The sequence below is a fragment of the Promicromonospora iranensis genome (assembly GCF_028994775.1).
GTDB classification, from domain to species: domain Bacteria; phylum Actinomycetota; class Actinomycetes; order Actinomycetales; family Cellulomonadaceae; genus Promicromonospora; species Promicromonospora iranensis_A.
In genome coordinates, this window is record NZ_JAJQMN010000003.1 from 433550 (window position 1) to 455260 (window position 21711).

16 protein-coding genes and 1 pseudogene are annotated in these 21711 nt (G+C 70.1%); 8 read left to right on the forward strand and 9 right to left on the reverse strand.

The window, feature by feature from the left end; all coding sequences use genetic code 11:
* Nucleotides 1-8: 8 nt before the first annotated feature.
* Together LUU90_RS07385 and LUU90_RS07390 are read right to left on the reverse strand one after the other, a co-directional pair.
* Nucleotides 9-2252: an esterase-like activity of phytase family protein gene (locus LUU90_RS07385; protein WP_275002709.1), complete on the reverse strand. Its 2244-nt coding sequence runs from the start codon at nt 2250-2252 to the stop codon at nt 9-11.
* A 64-nt stretch (nt 2253-2316) separates the two neighbouring features.
* Entirely contained in the window at nt 2317-3576 is a 1260-nt protein-coding gene (locus LUU90_RS07390; protein WP_275002710.1) for a multidrug effflux MFS transporter, read from the reverse strand.
* 153 nt (nt 3577-3729) lie between these two features.
* Here LUU90_RS07390 and LUU90_RS07395 point away from each other — a divergent pair, with 153 nt between their 5' ends.
* A complete protein-coding gene (locus LUU90_RS07395; RefSeq protein WP_275002711.1) occupies nt 3730-4485 on the forward strand; it encodes an SOS response-associated peptidase in 756 nt (251 codons plus the stop codon).
* Nucleotides 4486-4488: 3 nt separating this feature from the next.
* A pseudogene (locus LUU90_RS07400) lies at nt 4489-5301 on the forward strand (PDDEXK nuclease domain-containing protein); the annotation flags it as partial.
* Nucleotides 5302-5537: 236 nt separating this feature from the next.
* Here the strand turns inward: LUU90_RS07400 and aroA are convergent.
* A complete protein-coding gene (gene aroA / locus LUU90_RS07405) occupies nt 5538-6797 on the reverse strand; it encodes a 3-phosphoshikimate 1-carboxyvinyltransferase (protein WP_275002712.1) in 1260 nt (419 codons plus the stop codon).
* Nucleotides 6798-6855: 58 nt separating this feature from the next.
* On the reverse strand, nt 6856-7527 hold the full coding sequence (locus LUU90_RS07410) for an HAD family hydrolase (RefSeq protein ID WP_275002713.1): 672 nt from the start codon (nt 7525-7527) through the stop codon (nt 6856-6858).
* A gap of 197 nt (nt 7528-7724) precedes the next feature.
* Here LUU90_RS07410 and LUU90_RS07415 point away from each other — a divergent pair, with 197 nt between their 5' ends.
* Both LUU90_RS07415 and LUU90_RS07420 read left to right on the forward strand, forming a co-directional pair.
* A complete protein-coding gene (locus LUU90_RS07415) occupies nt 7725-9386 on the forward strand; it encodes a lysyl oxidase family protein (RefSeq protein ID WP_275002714.1) in 1662 nt (553 codons plus the stop codon).
* Between the two features lie 59 nt (nt 9387-9445).
* The gene (locus LUU90_RS07420) at nt 9446-10231 is read left to right on the forward strand and encodes a crotonase/enoyl-CoA hydratase family protein (RefSeq protein WP_275002715.1); all 786 of its coding nucleotides are present in this window, start codon (nt 9446-9448) and stop codon (nt 10229-10231) included.
* On the opposite strand, the gene LUU90_RS07425 is transcribed toward LUU90_RS07420, so the two are convergent.
* The 3 genes from LUU90_RS07425 to LUU90_RS07435 form a co-directional block, all read right to left on the reverse strand.
* Nucleotides 10219-11298 (reverse strand): adenylate/guanylate cyclase domain-containing protein, encoded by a 1080-nt coding sequence (locus LUU90_RS07425; protein WP_275002716.1) that lies wholly within the window; start codon nt 11296-11298, stop codon nt 10219-10221. The two genes, LUU90_RS07420 and LUU90_RS07425, sit on opposite strands and share 13 nt — an antisense overlap.
* A 63-nt stretch (nt 11299-11361) precedes the next feature.
* Nucleotides 11362-11658, reverse strand: a complete 297-nt coding sequence (locus tag LUU90_RS07430) for a hypothetical protein (protein ID WP_275002717.1) — start codon at nt 11656-11658, stop codon at nt 11362-11364.
* 133 nt (nt 11659-11791) lie between these two features.
* Nucleotides 11792-12622: a biotin--[acetyl-CoA-carboxylase] ligase gene (locus LUU90_RS07435; protein ID WP_275002718.1), complete on the reverse strand. Its 831-nt coding sequence runs from the start codon at nt 12620-12622 to the stop codon at nt 11792-11794.
* Between the two features lie 119 nt (nt 12623-12741).
* On the opposite strand from LUU90_RS07435, the gene LUU90_RS07440 reads away from it, so the two are divergent.
* The 3 genes from LUU90_RS07440 to LUU90_RS07450 are packed head-to-tail and all read left to right on the forward strand — an operon-like array spanning nt 12742 to nt 15115.
* Complete coding sequence (locus LUU90_RS07440; RefSeq protein WP_275002719.1) at nt 12742-14340, forward strand: acyl-CoA carboxylase subunit beta; 1599 nt, start codon at nt 12742-12744, stop codon at nt 14338-14340.
* Between the two features lie 14 nt (nt 14341-14354).
* Nucleotides 14355-14879, forward strand: coding sequence for a hypothetical protein (locus LUU90_RS07445; protein WP_275002720.1), 525 nt, complete (start codon nt 14355-14357; stop codon nt 14877-14879).
* The gene (locus tag LUU90_RS07450) at nt 14876-15115 is read left to right on the forward strand and encodes an acyl-CoA carboxylase epsilon subunit (RefSeq protein ID WP_274996345.1); all 240 of its coding nucleotides are present in this window, start codon (nt 14876-14878) and stop codon (nt 15113-15115) included. Before LUU90_RS07445 ends, LUU90_RS07450 begins: the two co-directional genes overlap by 4 nt.
* Before the next feature lie 61 nt (nt 15116-15176).
* Here the strand turns inward: LUU90_RS07450 and LUU90_RS07455 are convergent, their stop codons facing one another.
* Together LUU90_RS07455 and LUU90_RS07460 are read right to left on the reverse strand one after the other, a co-directional pair.
* Nucleotides 15177-17375, reverse strand: a complete 2199-nt coding sequence (locus tag LUU90_RS07455) for a trypsin-like serine protease (protein ID WP_275002721.1) — start codon at nt 17373-17375, stop codon at nt 15177-15179.
* A gap of 100 nt (nt 17376-17475) precedes the next feature.
* Nucleotides 17476-17991: a hypothetical protein gene (locus tag LUU90_RS07460; RefSeq protein WP_275002722.1), complete on the reverse strand. Its 516-nt coding sequence runs from the start codon at nt 17989-17991 to the stop codon at nt 17476-17478.
* Between the two features lie 439 nt (nt 17992-18430).
* Here LUU90_RS07460 and LUU90_RS07465 point away from each other — a divergent pair, with 439 nt between their 5' ends.
* Nucleotides 18431-21655: an ALF repeat-containing protein gene (locus LUU90_RS07465; RefSeq protein WP_275002723.1), complete on the forward strand. Its 3225-nt coding sequence runs from the start codon at nt 18431-18433 to the stop codon at nt 21653-21655.
* The last annotated feature ends 56 nt before the right edge of the window (nt 21656-21711 follow it).

Consider the following 21711-nt stretch of genomic DNA (forward strand, 5'->3'; position numbering starts at 1 on the left):
GGTGCGGGTCAGCTCAGCGCGGCAACCCCGAGGTCTGGGTTGTCCGTGAAGAACCCGTCCAGGCCGGCGTCCAGGAACACCCGCGCCTCGCCCACCATGTCGCCGATGCCGTTCGGGTCGGTCGACGAGCGGAAGTCCGCGGCGAGGAACTGGTTCTCCCGCCGGAAAGTCCAGGTGTGCACCTCGAGGCCCGCGCGGTGCGCGTCCCGGATCACCGTGCTGGGCGCGCCGAGCGTGCCGTCGGCCTCGCGCGGGATCAGCACGTTCTTCTCGGCGCCGACGCCGTCGGCGTAGCCGGCGATCTCTCGCAGCCCCCGGCGGGTGACCAGGTCCGCATACGTGCGTGGGTCGCCGGCGGCCACGAGGTCGTAGGGTGCGCCGCTGTTGCTGACGAGCTGGGCGAGCGGCACGTCGGTCATCCGGTCGAGGTCCTTCAGGTTGCCCACCTCGAACGACTGGATGACCACCGGGGCGCCGGCGCGGTCGAAGCCGTTCCGGCGGAGCTCACGCACGAGCGGCTCCTCCAGGGACAGCCCGATCGAGTCGAAGTAGGTGGGGTGCTTGGTCTCCGGGTAGACGCCGACGGGGGCACCGTCGCACGTGCGGCTGTTGCGGGCGAGGTCGAGCACCTCGTCGAGGGTCGGGACCAGGTAGAGCCCGTCGAACGGCGTGTTCTGCGGACGGACCTGCGGCAGACGCTCCTTGGCGCGCAGGGTGCGCAGCTCGGCGAGCGTGAAGTCCTCGGTGAACCAGCCGGTGATCCGGGCGCCGTCGATCGTCTTCGTGGTGCGCCGGTCCGCGAACTCCGGGTGCGCCGCGACGTCGGTGGTGCCGCCGATCTCGTTCTCGTGCCGGGCGACGAGCACGCCGTCCTTGGTCGGGACCACGTCGGGCTCGATGTAGTCGACGCACTGGTTGATCGCGGTCTCGTACGCGGCGAGCGTGTGCTCCGGCCGGTAGCCGGAGGCCCCACGGTGCCCGACGACGGTCACCCCGTCGTCGGTCACGCGCTTCTTCTTCAGGTCGACGAGGGCCATCTCGGTGTCGTCCGGCGTGCCGGTGACGCGCGAGTCGTTGCCCGGGTAGTTGTTGTCGTTGCCGATCAGCAACGTGTCGCGGTCGACGAACAGGACCGTCTCGAAGGACTGCACGGGCAGCGCGAACGTCTCGCCGAGCCCGTAGCCCTCGCCGGCGTCGATGCCGCGCGGGTTCTCGATCCGCAGGGCGTCGACGACGAGCTCCTTGCGGACGTAGCCGTCACGGTCGGTGCGGCTCAGGTCGATCTCGTACACGCGCTTGGTGACCGACTGGTCACCCTCGAAGTCGTCCCGTTCGATGAGCAGCATGGAGTCGCGGCCGGTCGCGAACGCGTCGCCGATGACGTTGGCCACCTGGTCGGTCTGGTACGCCCAACGCTTGCCGGTGTACTCACCGCGACGGGTGTCGAACTGGTAGATCCAGCGGCGGCGCGTGTCGGCGTCGTCGGCCAGCGCACCCTCGACCACGGGGTAGAGGTAGCGGCCGCTCGAGGCCATCGCCTCGAAGCCACGGCTGCTGCCGACGTTCGGCTTCTCGCCCGGCTCCAGGTAGGGGCTGGCGGGCGACTTGCCGTCCGGAAACTCGTACGGGGCCTCCAGCAGGGTGCCGTCCGCGTCGAAGTGCAGCAGGAACGGACCGAACTCCTCGCCCACCCAGAACGTGCCGTCGGCGGCTCGGACCAGCGACTCGATGTCGAAGTCGGCGCCCGTGAGCAGACGCTCCTCGGTGTCCTCGTTGACGATGTCGAAGTCGAGGACGTCGTTGCGGTCGTTGTACTCGATGAAGTCGAGCACCTTGATCTCGCCGGAGCCCTTGCGGCCGGTGTCCCACTGCGGGCGCACCAGGTAGTTGCGCAGGAGGAAGTCGGCGGAGTTGCCCTTGGCCCCGAAGCCGTTGTCCGGCTGGGCCCAGAAGGTGCCGTCGTGGTTGTCGACCATCGCGGAGAAGCCAGGGATGACCTGGCCGCCCCACGGCCCCTGCCGCCCGTTGGCGGGAGAAGCCGCGGCGCCCGACGGCGGGCCCTCGGCGAGGTAGTCGGCCGACAGCGTGGCGCGGCCGGCCAGGGTCGCGGCGAGGTGGGAGCCGCGGTGGTGCTCAGGACCGGGGCCGTGCTGGGGCTCCGCGCCGACGGCGACGGCCGCGGGGAACAGCAGCGATGCCGCTGCCGCGGCGGCCACCACGCGCGCGGCGCGGGTACGCAGGGGTGTACTCATGCGTGCGAGCCAAGACCGCGGAGCCGACATCCTGGTGAATCCCGCCCGACCGCGGGATGAACACTCAGATCGGCGTGTGCCAGCCACCCTTGCGGTACGCCGGGGTGGCGACGGCCAGCACGACGAACGCGGTGACACCCGAGCCGAGCATCACGGCCGACATGGCGACCGTGTCGCTGCCGAGCAGCCCCACGATCGGCGAGACGAGGCCGGCCAGCAGCGACTGCACCGCGCCGATCATCGCGGCCGACGTCCCCGCGATCTCGCCGTGCCTCGACAGCGCCAGGGCCGAGGCGTTGGCGGGGATGAGCCCCTGGAACGCGAGCACCAGCCACAGCGCGACGAGCAGACCGATCAGGCCGCCCACCTGCGTCACCGCGACCACGACCAGCACCACGGACATCACCACCTGCGCCACGATCGCCGTCCGCAGCAGCCGGATGGGGGCGACCCGCCGGACCAGCGACGCGTTCACCTGCGCGGAGAGCACCAGGCCGAGGCCGTTGATGGCGAAGAGGAGGGAGAACTGCCCGTGCGTGAGGCCGTAGCCCTGCTGGAACACGAACGGTGAGCCCACCACGTAGCTCATCACGACACCCATACCGAGCCCCGGGATGAGGGCGAGCGCCATGAAGTGCTTGTCCCGCAGCAGCGTGCGATAGCCGCGCAGCACCGAGGACGGGCCGCCGGTGGTACGACGGGCGACCGGGTTCGTCTCCGGCATCACGAAGAACACGATCACCGCGAGCGTCGCGCCGATGAGGGCGAGGACCACGAAGATCCAGCGCCAGGCGAACGCCTCGAGCACTATCGACCCGAGCGACGGCGCGAGCATCGGGGCCACGCCGATCACGAGCATGAGGCGCGACAGGATGCGGGCCGCCTCGGCCCCTACGAACCGATCGCGCACCGTGGCCATCGCCGCGACGCTCGCCGCCGAGTTGAAGAAGCCCTGCACCAGGCGCAGCCCGATGAGCAGGTGGATGTCGTCCACGATGGCGCAGGCCAGGGAGACCAGGACGTGCATCCCGATGCCGATCATCAGCGGCAGACGCCGCCCGAAGCGGTCGGTCAGCGGGCCGATGACCAGCTGGCCGAGCGCACCACCGACGAGCATGCAGGAGACGGTGAGCTGGGCCAACGTGTCGGAGGTACCGAGATCGGAGGCGACCTGCGGGAGCGCAGGCAGATACATGTCGACGGTGAGGGCGGGCAGGCACGCCAGCGCACCGAGCATGATCACCCACTTGAGGGCGGATCGAGACGACGGAGCGCGGCGCACGGGCATGACTGAGGACACGCCCGACGGCGCTTCGGTTGGCATGCCCAACATTCTATCGAATCGATACGACCCTGAACAGAGTGACCTCCCTCTCCCACCCTCGCTCCTAACCCGAACCCGCTGCCCCGACCCGCGGCGGCGCAGCCAGGACGCGCACCCAGGCGCATTGTCAGTGGCACCGGGCATGCTGGTCCCATGTGCGGACGCTTCGCCTCCTTCACGGACACCCAGAACCTCGCTGACGAGCTCGCGATCGCCGAGATCGCGGAGGACGCGCGGCTCCTGCCGCCGTCCTGGAACGTGGCACCCACCGACCCGGTGCGCATCGTCGTCGAGCGTGCGGCCCGCGGCTCGGACGAGGTGACAAGGTCCTTGCAGCTGGCCCGGTGGGGGCTCGTGCCCTCCTGGGCCAAGGACCCCGGCGTGGGCGCGCGCATGATCAACGCCCGCTCCGAGACCCTCCTCGACAAGCCCGCGTTCGCCAAACCGTTCGCGGCACGGCGCTGCCTAGTGCTCGCCGACGGCTACTACGAGTGGCGCAAGCTGTCACTGCCGGCCACCGGCTCGAAGAAGGTCCCGAAGCAGCCGTACTGGATCCACCCAGCCGACGCCGGCGTCGCCGCCTTCGCGGGCCTGTACGAGTTCTGGCGCAACCCCGCCGCGAGCGAGACCGACCCGGACCGCTGGCTCGTGTCGACCACGGTCGTGACCCGGCCGGCGTCCGACAGCATGGCTCCGATCCACGACCGGATGCCGCTCGTGCTGCCTCGGGACGCCTGGGACACGTGGCTCGACCCGACCGTCCGCGATGCCTCCGACCTCCTGCAGGTCGACAACGCGCCGCTGACGACCCGCCCGGTGGGCGACGCGGTGGGCTCGGTGCAGAACGACGGGCCGTCGCTGATCGAGCGGGATCCGGAGCCGAGGGACCCGGAGCCGGTGCTGGTTTGAGCCATGACGATCGAGACTGGCCTCAGGTCGGAGCCCGCGGGCTACAGAGAGTTCATCGCGGACCTGAAACATCGGGTCCGGACCACGCAGATCCGCGCGGTGCGTGCTGCCAACACCCAGGTGCTGCGGCTGTACTGGTCCGTTGGCCGCGACATCCTCGACCGCCAGAAGAACGAGGGGTGGGGCGCCAAGGTCGTTGACCAAATTTCGGCTGATATGCAGCGCGAGTTCCCAGGTCAGCAGGGATGGTCGCGCCGCAGCCTCTTGTACATGCGGAAGATTGCTGAAGCGTGGCCGACCGAGTCGGAGTTTGTGCAACAGCCTGTTGCACAATTGCCGTGGGGCCACATCACAATCCTGCTGACGAAGCTCCACACCCGCCAGGACCGCGACTGGTACGCCGCCCGGGCAGTCGAGAACGGTTGGTCCCGCGCCAGCCTCGAGTTCGAGATCAAGATGGACCTCAAGAGCCGGCTGGGTTCCGCCCCCTCCAATTTCGCGACGACCCTCGAAGCCGCCGACTCCGACCTCGCCCAGCAGGTCGTCAAGGACTCCTACGTCTTCGAGCACCTGGACCCGGGCAAGCAGATTGCGGAGCGCGACCGCGAGCAGGCTCTCATGGACCGCATACAGGCCACCTTGCTGGAGCTCGGGCGTGGCATGGCGTTCGTCGGGCGCCAGTTCCGGATCGAGGTCGGCGGTGACGAGTTCTTTGTCGACCTGCTCTTCTTCCACCTCGCCCAGCTGCGCTATGTCGTCGTCGAGCTGAAGATCGGCAAGTTCCAGCCGGCCCACATGGGCCAGATCGGCACCTACGTCGAGATGGTCGACGGCGAGGTCCGGGATCCAGCGATACATGCACGGACGGTAGGGATCCCTCCTGTGCACCGAGCGCAACGGGGCCACGCTCGACTATGCGCTCGCGAGCACCGCGTCCCCCGTTGCTGTAGCCCTCTACGAGGGTCTGACGCCGAAGGAGCGCGCCGAGCTACCAGACCCGGAAGAGCTGGAAGCTGTCATCGGCGAGGAGATCCGGACCCACGAATCACTCGTCACCGCGCTCCCGGAGCCAGGAGGTCCGGCCTGAACGAACGGATCACGTCGGCGAGTACCGCGTGGAAGGTCGGGAAGGTCTTCTTCACGCAATCCGGATCGTCCAGCGTGACCCCCGGGGCGCGCAGGCCGGCGATGCTGAAAGCCATCGCGATCCGGTGGTCGCCGAAGCAGCGGATCTCCGCACCGTGCGGCGCGGCCGGCTGGATCTCGATCCAGTCGGGCCCCGTCTCTACCTGGACCCCCATAGCCCAGAGGTTCGCCGCGCACGCGTCGAGACGGTCGCACTCCTTGACCCGGGTGTTCGCGACGTCGACGATCCGGGTCGACCCGTCGGCGAAGGGCGCGATCGCCGCGAGCGTCGGCATCGTGTCCGAGATATCGCGCATGTTGACCGTGACCCCGCGAAGCCGTCCGGTCCCGGTCACGGTCGTCGCTCCGGCGCTCTTGTCGACGTCGGCGCCCATGCGGGCGAGGACGTCGACGAACCCGTAGTCCCCCTGCAGGGCTCCCGGGCTCAGGCCGGGCACGGTGATCGACTCGCCCAGCAGCGCCGCCGCCGCGAAGAAGTAGCTCGCGGACGATGCATCCGGCTCGATCTCGTACCGGTTCGCGACGTAGGTTCCTGGCTCGACCCGGTAGATCCGGCCGGTCCGGGCGACGTCGATCCCGAACGCGCGCATCATCGCCGTCGTGATCGCGACGTACGGTTCCGAGACGAGGTCGGTCACCTCGACCGTCAGACCGTCGCGCATCAGCGGCCCGGCGAGCAGTAATGCGGTGAGGAACTGCGACGACGTCCCGGCATCGAGGCGGACCGCCCCGCCGGAGAGCCCCGCGGCGTGCACGGTCAGGGGGTGGTGGTCGGATTCGCCGCCGAACTCCAGGGTCGCCCCCAGCTCGCGCAGCGCCTGGGTGAGCGGAGCCATCGGCCGACGCCGCATCTGCGCCGAGGAGTCGAACGCGTACCGGCCGCTGCCGGTCGCCGCCAGGACGGGCAGGAAGCGCGACGTCGTCGCGCCGTCCCGCGTGAACACGTCGGCGGACCCTCGCGGCGGACCTGCGGGCGCACCGTCGATCTCCCACTCCGAGGTGCCCTGCTCGACCACGTACCCGAGCGCCCGGAGCCCTTCGACGAACGCCTCGGTGTCATCGGAGGCCAGTGGTCGCACCAGGGTGGAACGCCCCCGCGCTGCCGCCGCGAGGAACAGTGCTCGCGCGGTGATCGACTTCGAACCGGGGATCTCGACGACAGTCACGTCCCCGACCGTAGCGCCCCTCGGGCCAGAGGTCCGGAGGGACCACCCCTCAGGCCGGCTAGTCCCCCAAGAGCAGCTCGTCCAGCGTCCGGATCCGGTCCACGACGTCCGGATACCGGTCGTTCCGGTCCAGCAGCACGGCGCCCAGCCCGGCGTCGAGCGGACCCTGGAAGTCCTTCTCCAGGTCGTTGCCGACCATCAGCACGTCCCCCGGCGCGACACCGAGGATCTCGCACGTCGCGGCGTACGCGCGGGGGTCGGGCTTACCCGCGGGCAGGTCGTCGGACGCGACGACGACGTCGAGGTGCTCGGCCAGGCCCGTCCGGTCGAGCTTGCGCCGCTGGTGGACGGAGTCGCCGTTGGTGAGCACCGCGACGACGAGGCCGGCATCGCGCACCCGGCGCAGGGCGGGTACGGCGTCGTCGAACGCGATCCAGGCCCGCTCGTAGCGGGACAGGTAGCCGGTGAAGAGCTCGTCGGCCTCGTCGTCGGTGGCGTCGGCGCCCAGGAACTCGCGCACACGGACCCGCCGCTGGTCCTGGAACGTGATCTCGCGCCGCTGGTAACGCGCGTAGGCGTCCTCCGCGATGGTGTGCCACGCGGCCACCAGCTCGTCCGGGTCGTCGAGGTCCAGACCCAGCTCGGGCAGCCAGTCCAGGAGCGCCGTGCGCGAGGCCCCCTCCTGGTCCACGAGTGTGTCGTCGAGATCGAAGAGAACGACTTTCAGCACGCTCGCATCGTGTCATACGCGCACGGACCGGCGGGCCAGAACTCACCTAGGTGACTTTATGAGGGTGAACTGGGTACTTGGGGACAACGTAATGCGACGCCCACCCGTCCCTAGCGGTGACAGATCTCTGTCCTTGACCCACCGGGGGACCCATGACCGCACGCCGTTTGTCCCGACCATCCGCTCGACTGCTCACGATGGGCGTCGCCGCAGTGCTGGCACTCGGGCTGATCGGAGAAGGCGGTGCGACCGACGTCGCACCCGCATCAGCAGCAACGACCACGGCCAATCAGGCCAAGAGCGACATCACGACCTCTGCGAAGATGCGTGGACTCCGCTTCGCCCCGGCCTCGAACACCGTGCAGGCCTACACCTACGACGGCCACGTCTACTTCGACTCAGCCGTGTGGCTGGCCGCGTACGGCGAGACCCACGAGTTCTGGGCCAAGCGCGACAAGGCCTCCGACCGCGCCAAGCTGACCAGGACCGTGATCCGCGGGGACGAGCGCACCACCACTCGGGCGCCCGCCAAGATCGTCGCCGGGCTCGACGGCTTCAAGAACGGGCTCACCGTCCGGGTGCGCACCCCGAGGGGCAAGGTGCTCGCCAAGGACACCCGCAACCTCTGCCTGAACGGGTCGGACCGCCAGCGCGTCGCTCCCGCGGGCAACACGGAGCCGATCTACCCCTCGTTCTGCGGCGGCAACTGGTTCACCCGATCCAGTGTGTCCGGCGTCGAGGAGGGCTGGGCCACCCGCCTCGACACGTTCTTCGAGCTGCGGACCAAGAACACGAAGCTCGTGATGACCGTGTCCATCAGCGACCCCGTCGCCGACTTCCTCGGCCTGCCCGCCGACCGCCGTACCGTGACCCAGCGGGTCGAGGTCGTCGACGAGTGCGAGATGTGGGGCTGCGACGAGATCGCGGAAGAGCTGCTGGGTGAGCCCTCCGTGGGCTTCAGCACCCAGGAGGAGGGCGACCCGTCGTCCGCCCGGGCAGCACAGCTGCGCGGACACAGCGCCGGCTCGCACGGCAGCCACGCCGACGACACCGGGTCCGAGCGTCGCACGAACCTCTTCACCCTGTCGGACCAGGAGCACGGCGGCGACCACCCGGCGCTCGGCGAGCCGGGGTCCGCGCCGTCGAACGCCGAGCCGGCCAAGGACACCCTGCCCGACCTGATCTCCGTACCCGCGTGGCAGATCGGCGCCGAGAAGGACGAGGACGGCATCGACCGGCTCACGTTCAACGCGCACGAGTGGAACGCCGGACCCGCGCCTCTCGTCGTCGAGGGCTACCGCCGCCGCGGCGGCCAGAGCGACACCATGGACGCCTACCAGTTCTTCTACAAGGACGGTAAGCAGGTCGGCAGCGCCAAGACCGGCACCATGGAGTACCACGCCGCGCCGGAGCACAACCACTGGCACTTCCTCGACTTCGCGAGCTATGAGCTGGTGACGCCCAAGGGACGCCTGGTGACGACGAGCGGCAAGCAGTCCTGGTGCCTCGTGCCCACCGACCCCGTCGACCTCACGGTGCCGGGTGCCGCCTGGCGCCCCGAGGCGACCGGACTCGACAGCGCCTGTGGCGACCGGTCCGCCCTCTGGCTGCGCGAGGTCCTGCCCGCGGGCTGGGGCGACACCTACAGCCAGTACCAGACCCAGGCGTTCGACCTGACCGGGGTCCGCAACGGCACCTACCAGATCAAGATCACCGTGAACCCGAACGGCAACCTGCACGAGCGCACGACGTCCAACAACGTCAGCTACCGCACGGTCGTCCTCGGCGGCAAGGCCGGCAAGCGCACGGTGACGGTCCCGCCCATCGAGGGTGTCGACACGGAGATCGAGGAGCAGTGACACCCCTCCGATCCGCACCATCGCGTTCCTGACGACGGGCGCTGCGTAGGCTGCGCCCCATGAACGCGAGCACCACACCGTCGACGGTCCCGTCCGGGAGCCGCATCACCTGCGGCTTCTCGGACGGGATCGCCGACGTCCGTCTGAACCGGCCGGACAAGCTCAACGCACTGTCGCTCGACATGCTCGGCGACCTCCGTGCGACCGCGCGCAGGCTCGGGCGGACGCCCGGTCTGCGGGCAGTGGTCGTCTCCGGCAACGGCCGCTCGTTCTGCGCGGGGCTCGACCTCGGTGCCGCGGCCCGCAACCCCGCCGCGGTGGCGAGGGCGTTCGTGCCGTCACCCCGCGGCACCAACCTGTTCCAGGAGGCCTGCTGGGCCTGGCGGCGGCTGCCCGTACCGGTGATCGCCGCGGTCCACGGCCACGTGCTCGGCGCCGGCGTGCAGATCGCCCTCGCCGCCGACCTGCGCCTCACCACCCCGGACGCCCGCTGGTCCGTCAAGGAGGTCGAGCGCGGCCTGGTCCCCGACATGTCGGGGATCCGCGCGCTGACCCAGCTGGTGGGCATCGAGACGGCGAAGCGCCTCACCTTCACCGCCGAGGAGTTCACCGGGGCCGACGCCGGCCGCCTCGGCCTGGCCGGGACCGTCACGGACACGCCGCTGGACGAGGCCTTCGCACTGGCCGGCCGGATCGCCGAGCGGCGGCCCGAGGCGGTCGCGGCCGCGAAGCGGTTGTTCGACCGGCGGTGGTCGTCGGGCGACCGGCGCACGTTCGCCGCCGAACGGCGGGCACAGCTGCGGCTGCTGCCGGGTGCGCTGCAGGCGCTGCGTCAGCCGCGGTAGGCGCGCTGCAGCCGGACCGGCGCTATCGGGCCGATGCCAGGGACGTCGCGGACGGGCTGCGCGGTGAGCGCGTAGCGCGAGCTCGTGGCGAGCTTCGCGGCGGTGTCCTTGTCGACCAGGACCGTCGAGGGGTCCGACTGCTCGGTGAGGCGCGAGGCCAGGTTCACCGTCGGCCCGAAGATGTCGCCGAACCGGGACAGCACGCGTCCCCACACGAGGCCGACCCGGACCGGGATCTCGGGGTCGCCGGGGGCGGCGGTCCCCAGCGCCTCGCCCGAGGTCTCGGCCAGGCCGAGGGCCACCTCGGCACCCGTGGAGATGTCGTCGGTCACGAAGAGGACCGCGTCGCCGATGGTCTTCACCACGCGGCCGCCCGCGTTGACGATCACGTCGCGCGCACCGGCCTCGAACCGCTGCACGAACTCCGCCAGCTCCTCCGAGCCCAGACCCGCCGTCCGCTTCGTGAACGACACGATGTCCGCGAACCCGACCGCGCGGAGCAGCGGCAGCTGGTGGCTGTCGTTGCGGTCGTCGCCCCGGGAGCCGGCGAACTCGATGGCGGTGCGCCCCGTCAGCGCCGCGAGCTGACGCCGCCAGGCGTGCTCGAGCTGCCGGCTGAGCATCTCGGACATCTCGGGGAGCCGGTCCAGTGCGAGCAGGCGGGCCGACGTCTCGTCCAGCTCGTACCGTCGCGCCAGGTGCTCCACGAGCGCCTCGACCTGCCACAGCGCCAGCCGTTCGGTGGTGTGGCCGACGGACCGGATGAAGGTCATCTGGGCGCGCTCGTCCATCTGCTCGGCGTCGAACAGGCTCGCGGCGTCCTTGAGCGCCTCGACGTCGGCGTCGGTGAACCACGTCTCGGTCGGGTGCGTGACGGGCAGCCCGATCCAGCGCCAGTAGCGCGTGACGAACTGCTTGTCGAGCCCCGTCAGCTCCACCACCTGCGACAACGTGTACCGACGGGCGCCACCGAGCAGCGTCTCGTCGAGCCGCGCCGCGGTGTCGGCACCCGGCGCGTCGTGGTGCGCGTCGTGGTGGGCGGGAGGGGTCTCGGAATTGTGGAGCACATCACCACTGTAGGCGGGGGCGCCCTATGCACATGCATACACCCCTGGGACGGACCCGCGGGATCAGGTCCAGAGCGTCAGCGCGAGCGGGATCCCCATGAGCACGAGCAGCATCCCGACCACCGTGATCACGTTCCACAGCCCCAGCCGGACACCGGGTACGCCGTCGTCCCGGTAGAGCAGGACCCACACGACCAAGAGCCAGGCGATACCGGCCGCTACCAGGCCCGCCGTCGGTGTGCCGCCCGACTGGACGATCCCCCGGTCCAGGCGGACCGTACTGATCAGATACACGGCGATGATCGCCGCCGCGCACACGATCGCCTTCGCCACCCCGAGCGTGGCTCGACCTGCCTCCATGGCGTCTCCCCGCTGTCACGCGCCTTCGCGTGGCTGCCGTCGCTTACGGCAGACGTTACCGGAGGCAACGTGTCGCGCGGCAGGGATTGCCGCCGACTTCACCCCGTCCGACCGGCCAGTTCACCCGCGGGGGTCAGCGCAGGTGCCAGACGTCGCCCGCGGTCACCGCCCGCTCCTCACCTGACTCCGAGCGCACGACGAGGGCCCCCGAACCGTCCAGGCCGACCGCCTCGCCCTCCAGGACGTCCGTCCCCCCGGCCAGCTCGGCCCGGACCCGGGTGCCCAGCGTCGCGGACACCGCCGCGTACTCGTCCAGCAGGCCCGCCGTGGCGGCGTCGCCTCCGGCCTTCTCCCAGCGCCGCACGACGGCGTGCACCTCGCCCAGGAGCCGCACCAGCACGTCGGTCCGGTCCGGCCGCAGGTAGCCCGCGAGCGCCAGCGACGTCGCCGTCGGCACGGGCAGCTCCTCCGCGGACTGCGACACGTTGAGCCCGATCCCGAGCACCACGGCCAGCGGCTCCTGCCCGGGTGTGCCGGGGACGACCTCCGCGAGGATGCCCGCGACCTTGCGGTAGAGCCCGAGCCCGGCGATCGTGTCGACGGCGGGCAGCAGCACGTCGTTGGGCCACTTCACGGCGGCGGTGACGCCGCCGGCGGACACCGTGCGGACCACCGCGAGCCCGGCTAGCAGGGGGAGCCAGCCCAGGGTCTCGGCGGGGACCCGGGGGCGCAGCAGCACGGACACGGTGAGGCCGGCCCGCGCGGGCGTCTCCCACGAACGTCCGGCGCGCCCTCGGCCCGCGGTCTGGTGCTCGGCGACGAGGGCCGACGGCGGCGGCCATGCGGCCGGGTCGGCCCGGACCGCCGCGGCGAGCTCCGCGTTGGTGGAGGGCGAGGTCTCGACCACCTCGACCCGGGAGTATCCGGGGACGGTCAGCTTGTCGAGACGCAGGGACTGGTGCACTCCCTCATCCTCTCCCCTCCCGGCCGGCCCTGCCCTTGGAGGAAACCCACAACGCAGCGGCGTGACCCGCTGGACCCTCACGCATCGAGCCGGAGGCATCCGACAACTACGCTCGAACTGTGAACGACGCCATCACCACCCTCGCCGGCACGCGCGCCAAGCTCGACGACCTCGACGCGCGCCGGGCAGCCGCCATCGACATCCCGGAGGAGACGGCCCAGGAGAAGCAGCACAAGCGGGGCAAGAAGACCGCCAGGGAACGCATCGACGCACTCCTGGACGAGGGGAGCTTCACCGAGCTGGACGCGCTCGCCAAGCACCGCAGCCGGAACTTCGGTCTGGAGAAGAAGCGGATAGCGGGCGACGGCGTGGTCACCGGCTACGGCACCATCGACGGCCGTCAGGTGTGCATCTACTCCCAGGACTTCACGGTGTTCGGCGGGAGCCTCGGCGAGGTGCACGGCCAGAAGATCACCAAGGTGCAGGACCTCGCGCTGCGCACGGGTGTGCCGCTCATCGGCATCAGTGACGGCGGCGGCGCCCGCATCCAGGAGGGTGTCGCGGCCCTGACGCAGTTCGCGGAGATGTTCCGGCGCAACGTCGCGGCGTCGGGCGTGATCCCGCAGATCTCCCTGATCCTGGGCCCGAGCGCGGGCGGCGCGGTATACTCCCCCGCGCTGACGGACTTCATCGTCATGGCCGACCAGACGTCGAACATGTTCATCACCGGCCCGGACGTGATCCGCACGGTGACCGGCGAGGACGTCGACTTCGAGACGCTGGGCGGTGCCCGCACGCACAACTCGAAGTCCGGCGTGGCGCACTACATGGGGCAGGACGAGGACGACGCGCTGGACTACGTGCGCCACCTCGTCGGCTACCTGCCGCAGAACAACCTCTCCGACGCGCCGTCGTTCCCGCCGGAGGACGAGACGCTGCTGGAGGTCACCGCCGAGGACGAGGCCCTCGACGAGCTGATCCCCGACAGCGACAACCAGCCGTACGACATGCGCACGGCGATCGAGGGGGTCCTGGACCCGGAGTCGTTCCTCGAGGTGCAGCCGATGTTCGCGACCAACGTGCTGATCGGGTTCGGGCACGTGGAGGGCCAGTCGGTGGGCATCGTGGCCAACCAGCCGCAGTCGATGGCGGGCACCCTCGACATCGACGCGGCGGAGAAGGCCGCACGGTTCGTGCGGACCTGCGACGCCTTCAACATCCCCGTGCTGACGTTCGTCGACGTGCCGGGCTTCCTCCCCGGCGTCGGGCAGGAGCACCAGGGCATCATCCGCCGCGGTGCCAAGCTGATCTACGCGTACGCCGAGGCCACGGTGCCGCTCATCACCATCATCACGCGCAAGGCGTACGGCGGCGCGTACATCGTCATGGGCTCCAAGCAGCTCGGCGCGGATGTCAACCTCGCGTGGCCGACCGCCCAGATCGCGGTCATGGGTGCGAGCGGGGCCGTGAACATCCTGCAGCGTGGTGCCCTGCGCACCGTCCAGGAGGCGGGCGGCGACGTCGAGGCCGAGCGGGCCCGGCTGACCGCCGAGTACGAGGACGCCATCGTGAACCCCTGGGACGCCGCCGAGCGCGGGTACGTCGACGCGGTCATCCGCCCGTCCGAGACGCGGGTGCAGGTGGTGCGTGCGCTTCGCGCGCTGCGCACCAAGCGATCTACGCTTCCCCCGAAGAAGCACGGCAACATCCCGCTCTGAACCCGGAGGACTACATGACCCACGAGGACGCCACCCACGGCCCGGCGCCGATGGGCCGCGTCGACGCGGAGCCCATGCATCGTGCGGTCGACGCACTGGCGGCGGCGCTGCACGACTACGTGGGGACGGCTGTGGGCGTCCGCGCCGAGTTCGGCGCCGCGGAGGCGGACGAGGACCCGCGGGTGCTGGCCCTCGAGTCGAAGGTGGGGCACCTGAACGCCGCCCTGTTCGACACGCTGCACGGCTCGCTCGGCATGCACCCGGACCTGACGTCGTCGGTATGGGAGCCCGAGGAGGGCGCGGACGTCGACGAGATCATCGAGTCGGAGCTGCCCGAGGGCGGCGAGTCCTTCTACCTGGGCTTCGTCGTCGCCGCACGTGGTGGCGACGCCACCCTGGACGGGGTGATCGACCTGCTCGACGCCGCCGGTGAGTCCGTCGCCGCGCACCTCACCGACGGCGGCTACGACATCGCCGAGTGGGCCGCCTCACGCGGCGAGGCACCCGGTTTCGGTTTCTACGAGGAGGACGACGAGTGAGCCCCCAGGTACGCGTGGTGCGCGGCGAGCCCGACGACGTCGAGGTGGCGGCCCTGGTCGCGGGCCTCGCCGCCGTGACGGCGGCCGGTCCCGAGCCCGAGGACGCCGCACCGCTCGACGAGTGGACCAACCACGCGCGGGTGCTGCGGGGGAACGGCGCCGCGACGGCCAACAACTTCGGTGGGCGGTCGGGGCGGCACAACGCCGACGCGTGGCGCTGGAGCCTGCGGTCCTGAAACCAACGTGGTGGGGCACCGCCGGAGCGGCGCCCCACCAGCGATCGGCGTGACCGTCACGTCAGCCGATCGCAGCCCCGAAGGACACCCCGCCGGTCGGGACACCACCCGTGCCTGGCGCGTACGTGACCAGCGGTTCGCCGCCCGACGCCTCCGTGACACGGGACCACGGGAGTGCCCAGGCCCGACCTGCCGCGAACTGACCGTCCGGAAGTCCGAGGTACAGGTGCGAGGCCGTGCCGTGGACCACGGCACCGAGGTTGGCGTTCCCGGTCGTGTTCTGCCCCGGCAGGTAGTCGCTGGGAAAGTAGATCCACTTCTGGAACGCGCCCGGTGCCTCGAGGGCGGAGAAGACGGTGACGCTGCCGGAGGCCTGGTTCGCGGATCCCGCTCCGGTCGGTACCACGTCGCCGGGCGCCCCGACGGCCAGCACGACCCGGGGTGCGCCCGATGCGCCGGAGCCGGTGAAGCTCACGGCCACGTCCGCCCCGAACCGGTCGCCGGAGCCTGCGGTGCCATCCACTCCAGCGACGTCCTGGTGGTACTCGTTGAGCTCGCTCCAGGTGCCGTCGGCGCCGACCCGAACGGTGAGCGCCCGTCCCTGGTTGGCCGCCGTCCCGGTGACTGTCTCGCCCGGTACACCGATGGCGATGACTGAGTCACCTCGGTCGAACGCCCCTGAGTCGCTGTACCGGGTGATGTCGAGCGATGCCCCGAACCGGTCGTTGCTCTCGGCCGTGTCCGAGATGCCCGCGGAATCCTGGCTGAACGCGGCCACCTCGGTCACCGCCCCGCTGCGGTCAGCCGGATGCGTGAGCACGTGGACGTAGCCCGTGCTGGTCGGGCCGGAGAGGAGAGACTCCCCCGGGGTGCCGATCACGAGATGCCTGCCGTCTGCCGCGACCGAATAGCCGAACGCGTCGTTCCGCTCACTCGTGCCGAACACCTCCGGCTGGTCCTCGGTGATAACGATGGACGGTTCGAATCCCCGGACGTAGTACACGACACCGGCGTTCACGTCGTCGGTGCCTTCGCCCGTGTTCTTGCCCGGCGCGCCCATGGCGAGGTACGCGGTGCCGGAGTCGGTCCGTCCTGCCGCCAGCGACCAGCCGAGCTGGTCCCCCGACACATCAGTGGTCCTGGCGAGCGCCCCGTTGCCCTGACCTTGCCGGAACGCGGCCTCGCTCGGGCCGTTGAGCAGTCCGGCCGGCGAGCCGTAGACGATCTGGACCAGGCCCCTGCCCGCCGACTCGTACGGGGTGCCGACGGCCAGGTCGGTACAACCGTCGGTGTTGCGCTCGAAGGTGGCGAGGCTGAACCCGAACTGGTCGTTCGTCGAAGCGATGTCCCCGACCCCGGGCGAGTTCTGGCTGATGGCGACAGTTCCCTTGTTGCCGCCGTAGATGACTCGGACCAGACCGGCACGGGCCACCCCGTCGACGGTCGCGTCGGGATCACCGATCGCGGTGTCACGGATGCCGTCGCAGTTGAAGTCCACCCAGCCGTCCCGGTACACCGTCGTGGCGACCCAGTCACGCACGTCGTCCACCCGGACACTGACCGCCCCGGTGCGGGTCTCTGCCGGATCGGCGCCGAAGCAACCGCCCTGCCACGACCTGCTGCTGACCGCTACTAGCGCTACGCCGGTGCCCGTGGTGCGCAGCGCGGGGCCTCCCGTGTCCCCGGCACAGACAGCGGCCCCGTTCAGACCGGTCAGTGCCACGTCGCCGCCGGTGACGGCATCGACGGCGAAGCGGCCGGTGTGCCGTTGCAGCGGCGCCCACTCGGTCGCGGTACGTCCGAACGCGAGAACGTTCAGCTCCTCGCCCGGCACGGGTGCGCCGGCGGCGACGGCGACGGGGGCGATCCCGGAGACCGGCCGGTCGAGCTTGGCCATCATCAGGTCACGGCTCTCGTGCGGGACGAGCTCGATGACCGCACGCTCTTGTCCGGCGGTCGTCGTCAGGTCGGCGCGCCCGATCGTCGCCGTGGTCGCCTGAGGGGGCGGCCCGCTCGGCGCCGGCGACCCGGTGGCCGGGTCCGCGACGAAGCAGCTTGCGGCGGTGACGACCCACTGCGGCGCCACCAGGGCACCGGAGCAGGCACGCTGGCCGTCGCCGATGTCCAGGCGGGTGGCGAATGTGTGCGCGTCAGCGGAGGGAGCACCGACGACTGCCGTAGCGATCGGTGCGGCCAGCGGGGCAACGAGAAGGAGCGCGATACTCGCGGCCGACCAGCGCGCAGCGAATCTCCGGGGCACTCTCGCTCGCGGACGGCGTGTTGACGGAACGAGATAAGGAACGTGATCAGCGTGATTCATAGCACCGCTCCGTTGCCACGGGCGACGTGGTGAGCCCTGGTCACTGGGTCACCCTGATCTCGACGAGCACGTGTTCGCGCCGGTCCGGATCGGCCGACTCACCGATCGCTTCTACGGTGTTCGCCGGAATCTCGACGGTTGACTGCTCACCGTCGACCGTCAGGTCGAGCGTCGTCATGTCGTAGTCATTGGTCTCCACACCGAAGACAGCCGGGAGCTCAAGAGTCAGGTGACCTTCGGGACCGGTGATCCGGAAGCAGACATGATCCGACTGGTTGCGTGCGTAGATCAGAAGAAGGTTGTCCTGGCTCCCGCACTCGGCCAGAACGATGTGTCCGTCACCGCGCTTCAGCAGGAATCCGCGTTCGGCCAGGATCTGGTCAGCCTGCGGGTACTCGAAGTCCTCGACCGCGAAGGGTGGTAGTTCGTCGGCAGCTGCGGCGGGTTGATCGACTGACTGCACGGCCCCGGCAGGTGCCAACGCGCCGACGACCATGGCGATGGCTCCCGTGCTGGCCAAAATCGCGATTGTCGCAATCTTCGAAGTTCGTCTCATGATCCCACTTCTACTCGTTGTCGGGCTGATTCCGCGGCCACTCGCCAGGACAAGTCCGGGCAAAAAGGACGCTAGCAGCGAGGGCTCACTCCGTGGAGCGGGCAGGGCAAATTTCATCCGGTGTGGGCCAGCCGCTGCTCCGAGATTCACCCGCTCTGGCTGTTGACCCGGAACCAGCCAGTCGAAAACATCCCATATGCAAGGAGTTGTCCGACCAGCGGCTGGAAACGCCCGCACGGTCAGGACCGCACCGGCCTATACGAGGGGGAACATCGAGATGCCGCCCACACTTTGGAACAGACGTCAGGTACTGACCGCTCTTGCAGCCGGTGTGGTAGCGGCGCCGATCTTGCCGTCGTGCTTGCCGGCGGTTGCGGCACGAGCCGCGGAGGGGCCGGGCACCAGTGAGACTGGTCTACCTGACACCGAGCGTGGTCAGGTGGTCTGGGCGTACAAGACCGGCGGTCGAGCAGTTCGCACTGCCGCCGCAGGTGCTTTGGCGGGGACCGCCGCGGAGGTCAGCAGGTTCCTCACGGAGAGTCTCCCTACGGCCAAGGCCGAGGATGCGCGCTTCGCGCTGTTCGCGGCCCTGCCCTTCGCAGGACCAGCCCTGCGTGCGTCGATCGCGGGCGCGCTGCCTGGCGACCACGACTCGCTGAGGGCCTACCTGAAGGACGGCGCCTATGGGGCGGCGGTAGACGAAGATCTGCGCGTAGACGTCTTGACCGTACTGGCAAATGGCGGCACTGCCGTAAGACGGGAGGCGACCGAAGCTCTGGACGTCGGTACGTCCGACGCTCTACGCGCATTCCTGGAGGTCGGACAGTTCACTGCCTTGGACGAGGACCAGCGCGTCGAAGTGTTCTCCATTCTTGCGAACGCGAGCCCACAGGTCGCGACGTACGCACAGCGCGCGCTGAGGGACGGCTCACCAGCTGCGATCACCCGGTTCCTGCAGTCAGGGCAATACATCGCGCGGGCGCGGGACGAGGAAGCTGCGACGATCGCTCATCTGGTGTCGATCGTCGAGCACGAACGCAAGCGAGCGCGGGTGCATACAGACGAGGCGGTCAAGCTGTCCGAGAAGGCCGGCCAGGCAGCGATGCAGGCGAAGGCCTCTGCCCTCGAGGCCAAGGCAGAGGCGATCGCGGCGGAGAATGACGTCGAGCGGTCGGCGAAGGCCGCGTCCAAGGCCGCGAAAGCCGCTCAGGGCGCTGCCAAGGCTTCGGAGACAGCCGTTTCCGCCTCACGGACGGCTCAGGTCGCCGCGCAACGCGCGGCGACGGCAGCACAGTCGGCGGCAGCCGCAGCAGCAGCAGCAGGAAACGCCGCTTCGAGGGCCTATAGCGCGGCCAACGCAGCTCTGGGCGACGCCAGCAAGGCCTCAGCCGCCCGTGGAGCTGCGGAGGCGGCACGCGATGCAGCAGCCCGCGCGAACGCCGCCGCCGATGCGGCCGACCTGGCTGCAGTCGCCGCCGGGGAAGCTCGCAGCGCGACGAACGCCGCCGCCGCGGCGGCGACGAACGCCGCCGCCGCCGCCCAGGCATCGGCCGACGCCGCGATCGCGGCGGGTGCCGCGAAGTCGGAGGCCGCTGAGGCGACACGCGCCGCGAATCAGGCAGATGCCGCCGCAGCGATCGCCAACCGGGCCGCTGCGGCAGCCGGCCGCCTGGCCCAGGTGGCGGCGGCTGCTGCGGCGGATTCCCGCAACGCCGCACGCAGTGCTGCCCGCCATGCATTGGCCGCCGCGGCCGCCGCCGATGAGGCGGTGAGGTACGCGGGTAACGCTGCCAAGTTCGCAGAACTGTCCACCGGACACGCCGAGAAGGCGTCCGAGGCGGCGGTGGCGGCCGATGCCGCGGTCGAGCGGGCGAAGGCAGCCTTCGCCGAGAGTCGCGAGGAGGAGGTGGAACGGCTTGCCGTGGAGACGGACTCGGCGATCGCACTGGCTGAGGCTCGAGCGACAGCCGAGAACGAGCTGCTTGAGCGGGCGGCCGGTGACCAGACGCAGGAGGCCCTGCTCTCTGAGGAGATCCAGAACCTGATCACCGAGGCCGAGGCCGCTTTGCAGAGCGGGGACACGGCGGTCGCCGTCAGGACAGCCCGTCGGGCGGCAGTCAAGCTTGTCGACCGGCCCGGCACGTGGACCAGAGAAGCGGCTGAGTTCGCCCTGTCAGGAACCGATGTGGACGTGATCAACTGGCTCGACGCGGACCGGCTCGTCGCGGCGCACCAGGACGATCGGGAGTCCGCGACCGCGGTTGCCCAGCTCTCGACGGCGAACGTCGTCTCCGCCGCTGTTGCGGCTCTGGAGAGCGATGACCCAGCTGCGGTCAATGCATTCCTCTCGCGAGGGGCGGTCCACGCGGCAGCCGAGGACAATCGAGTCAACACGTTCGCGATCATCGCGGAGAACCTGGGGCCCGCAGTGAACGCCGCGGCCGAGGCTGCCCTCGCCGACGGTAGCCCGGAAGCGTTGCACCATTTCGTCAAGGTCGAGTTCATACGAGCCCTGAATGAAGACGATCTGGTGGAAGTGCTCCGCGTCAGCGATTCTGGCGGACCGTACGCCCAAGCGGGTGCCCGCGCAGTTCTCAAGGGAACTCCTGGGATGCGACGCGCATTCGTATCCGAGCTGCAGTTCGACCTTGCGCAGATCGACTTCGACCACTTCGCCCACATCGAAGCGATGAGTGCTGCGATCAAGCGCGCAGAGAAGCTGGTCCACGATGCCTTCAAGGACGCAGCCCTGGCCCACAAGGCTGCCGCCGAGGCACGGGACCACGCAGACGACGCCGCACGCTGGGCGGCCGAGGCTGTTCGCTTCGCCGACGCCGCACAGGTCTCCGCGACCCAGGCTCGGGCGAACGCTGACAGAGCTGATGACTCGGCTGAATCAGCCGCGGAATCGGCAGCGACCGCACGCCGGGCGGCTGTCGTCGCCAAGGAGGCTCGCAGGTCGGCCAACTATTCCATGAAGCAGGCGCTGACCTCTGCTCGCGAGGCAGTCGGCTACGCAGCGTCAGCTCAGACATCAGCCAGCACCGCACGTGCCGCGGCGCTCCAAGCGGGCGAGGATGCAGAGGCAGCGGCCACCGCCGCCAGCGAAGCCCGGCAGATCTCGATCAACCTGGCACGGCAGGAGGAGATCGCACGGCTTCGAGCGCTCGCGACGCGTCGCCGTCAACATCAGGAGGCCGGGACCAACCCGGCGGACGATGATCCGGATGTCAGCGGCGACGACAGGTGGATCGGCCCATGCATGGCACCAGCACCGAACGATGCGGTGACTGACGCGGAGCGGGCCCAGGGCTGGGGTACGGCCAGTACCTGGATCGGGGTCGCGGCACTGGCGGCGGCCATCGTCACCGCGCCGCTCACGGGAGGAGCAAGCATCGTTCTCCTGCTGGGCGCCGCTTCGGTCGTTGCCGGTGGCGTGAGCACCTACTACAACGCGCAGGCGTACGGTACCGAAAGCGAACAGTTCAGATACTCGCTGGGCACCACCGCCGTAGGGGCCCTCTTTGTAGGACAAGGGAGCGCAGTCATGGGTGCTGCGAGGTCCATCCCCAAGAGCGGCACTGTCTGGGGCAACGTGGCGGAGGGCTCGCATGATGTCGTCACCGGCGGGCTCAGCACGTACCTCGGTTTCAACAGCCCCTGAACCGCACGCTTACCTCTGGCCAGCGAAAGGAAGCCAAATTGCCGGCGCGCATCGGG